This is a genomic window from Vulcanococcus sp. DEBay_Sum22DG08_74, assembly GCF_017852955.1.
GTDB lineage: Bacteria > Cyanobacteriota > Cyanobacteriia > PCC-6307 > Cyanobiaceae > Vulcanococcus.
Genome location: NZ_JAFMKL010000170.1, coordinates 1 through 2,658, shown reverse-complemented (window position 1 = coordinate 2,658; position 2,658 = coordinate 1). Strand labels below are relative to the sequence as shown.

Genomic DNA, 2,658 nt, shown 5'->3' with positions numbered 1-2,658 from the left:
CGCTGTGATCGCATTTACGAGTTCCAGAACGGCAGCATCAAGGCCTACGGCAGTTATGACGAACTGAAGGAACGCTCAGACAGCTTCCGTGAGTTGGCGATGTTGGAACAACAGCAAGCGGCGTCATGAGCTTTCTGTCCGGTCTGAATGACGCCCAGCGCAAGGCAGTGGACCACCACGAAGGTACATTGCTGGTGGTTGCTGGTGCAGGGAGCGGTAAGACCCGCGCTTTGACTCACCGCATTGCTCACATGATTGGGCAGCACGGCGTCGATCCCGCTGAGCTACTGGCGGTCACCTTCACCAATAAGGCCGCGCGGGAGATGAAGGAGCGGCTCGAGCTGCTTCTCGCAAAGAAGCTGGCCCAGAGCCAATTCGGACAGCCCTGGAGCACCTTGGCGGCTGTCGATCAGCGGCAACTGCGTTCGCGCATCTATCGCGAAGTGATTAAGGACCTCTGGATCGGTACGTTCCACGCTCTTTTTGCGCGCTTGCTGCGCTTTGACATCGACAAGTTCCGCGATCCAGAGGGGCTCACCTGGACTCGGCAGTTCTCGATCTACGACGAAGGGGATACCCAAAGCCTGGTCAAAGAGATCGTCACCCAGGAGCTTGGGCTCGATCCCAAACGCTTTGAGCCCAAGAAGGTTCGCTGGGCCATCAGCAACGCCAAGAACCAGGGCTGGATGCCGGAGCAGCTCGAGGCCGACGCGGGCGGGCAGCGGGGCAAGTTGATGGCTGAGACCTATCGCCGCTATCGGCGTGCCTTAGCTGCGAACAACGCCCTGGACTTCGACGACCTGCTGCTCTTGCCAGTGCAGTTGCTGCGTCAGAACGACCAAGTCCGCAATTATTGGCATCGCCGCTTTCGGCACGTACTGGTTGATGAATATCAGGACACCAACCGCACCCAGTACGACCTGATCAAACTTCTGGTCACGGATGGACGCGATCCGGAATCCTTTGACGACTGGGCCGGTCGCTCGGTGTTTGTCGTCGGCGATGCCGACCAGAGCATCTACAGCTTCCGCGCTGCGGACTTCACCATCCTGATGGGTTTTCAGGATGACTTTGGCGATGGTGCCCCGGACGAGGCCACACAAACCATGGTCAAGTTGGAGGAGAACTATCGCTCCACAGCCACCATTCTTGAAGCGGCGAATGTCCTGATTGCGAACAACAGCGAGCGGATCGACAAGGTCTTAAGGCCGACGCGTGGTGAAGGTGAACTGCTGACGTTGACCCGCTGCGATGACGAGATTGCTGAAGCCGAAGCGGTGGTTCACCGCATGCGAATGATGGATGCGGCCCATCCCGACTTGAGCTGGGGAGATATGGCTGTGCTGTATCGCACCAATGCTCAGTCCCGTGCGATGGAGGAATCCCTGGTGCGCTGGGGCATTCCCTACGTGGTTGTCGGTGGCTTGCGCTTCTATGACCGCCGCGAGATCAAAGACATGCTCGCGTATCTCAAATTGTTGGTGAACCCTGCCGACACGGTGAGCTTGCTGCGGGTCCTGAATACACCCAAGCGCGGTATTGGTAAGACCACGATTGAACGGCTGACGGATGCTGCCAATCAACTTGGGATTCCGCTTTGGGATGTCGTCAGCGATCCGGAGGCCGTGCGCTCCCTCGGAGGTCGTTCGGCGAAAGGATTGCTTCAGTTCTGTGAGTTGATCAACAACCTTAAAGATCGATCCCAAGAGGCAGCTCCCTCTGAGTTGGTTCAGCTGGCGATGGAGAAAAGCGGGTATGTCGCTGAGCTGATTGCTGCAGGGACGGATGAGGCAGAGGACCGGCGTCGCAACCTCAACGAACTGGTCAATGCCGCACTCCAGTACCAAGAGGAAAATGAAGAGGGCTCCCTTGAAGACTTCCTGGCTTCGGCCGCCTTGGCGAGCGATGCCGACAGCAAGGACACCGAGCAGGACCGGGTGACTCTGATGACCCTCCACGCCAGCAAGGGTCTGGAGTTTCCGGTGGTGTTTTTGGTGGGAATGGAGCAGGGCCTCTTCCCCAGCTATCGATCCCTGGAAGATCCAGCAGCCATGGAGGAAGAGCGGCGCCTCTGCTACGTGGGCATTACGCGGGCCAAAGAGCGCTTGTTTCTGTCCCATGCCAGTGAGCGACGTCTCTGGGGCGGCATGCGCGAGCCGGCTGTCCCGTCGGTCTTCCTCTCGGAACTACCGGAGGCCTTGGTTCAAGGCGACATCCCCCGCAGCGGTGGTGCTGCCATCCGCCGCGAACAGCGACTCGATCGGCTCACCCGCGTCGACCGGCCAGATGCAGCAGCTTCCTCGTCACAGCCCGCCAACGCCGTTCGCCGGCGAGCGCCCGCGCGGACGTGGTCCGTGGGCGATCGTGTGCGACACAGCTCTTTCGGAGATGGCCAGGTCACCCACCTCTTCGGCAGCGGTGAAAAGATCTCCCTGGCGGTGAAGTTTGAGGGCATGGGGCCAAAGATCCTCGACCCGCGCCTCGCTCCCATCGAGCCCCTCTGAGGCCGCCGGGCGATGGAGATCCCTGACGTCCCCAAACCCCTCCTAGAGGCCTTGACTCAGGCGGCCGCAGGTCAGCGGTGCGCTCTCGTTGGTGGGGTCGTGCGGGATCTGTTGCTGCACCGCCACCACAAAGATCCCTGGCGCGGACTGCCTG

At 60.2% G+C, this 2,658-nt stretch carries 1 protein-coding gene; it reads left to right on the top strand.

The genetic code is table 11. From position 1 onward, the window contains the following. Window positions 1-125: 125 nt before the first annotated feature. The gene (locus QZ184_RS11300; RefSeq protein WP_296419724.1) at window positions 126-2,504 is read left to right on the top strand and encodes a UvrD-helicase domain-containing protein; all 2,379 of its coding nucleotides are present in this window, start codon (window positions 126-128) and stop codon (window positions 2,502-2,504) included. The last annotated feature ends 154 nt before the right edge of the window (window positions 2,505-2,658 follow it).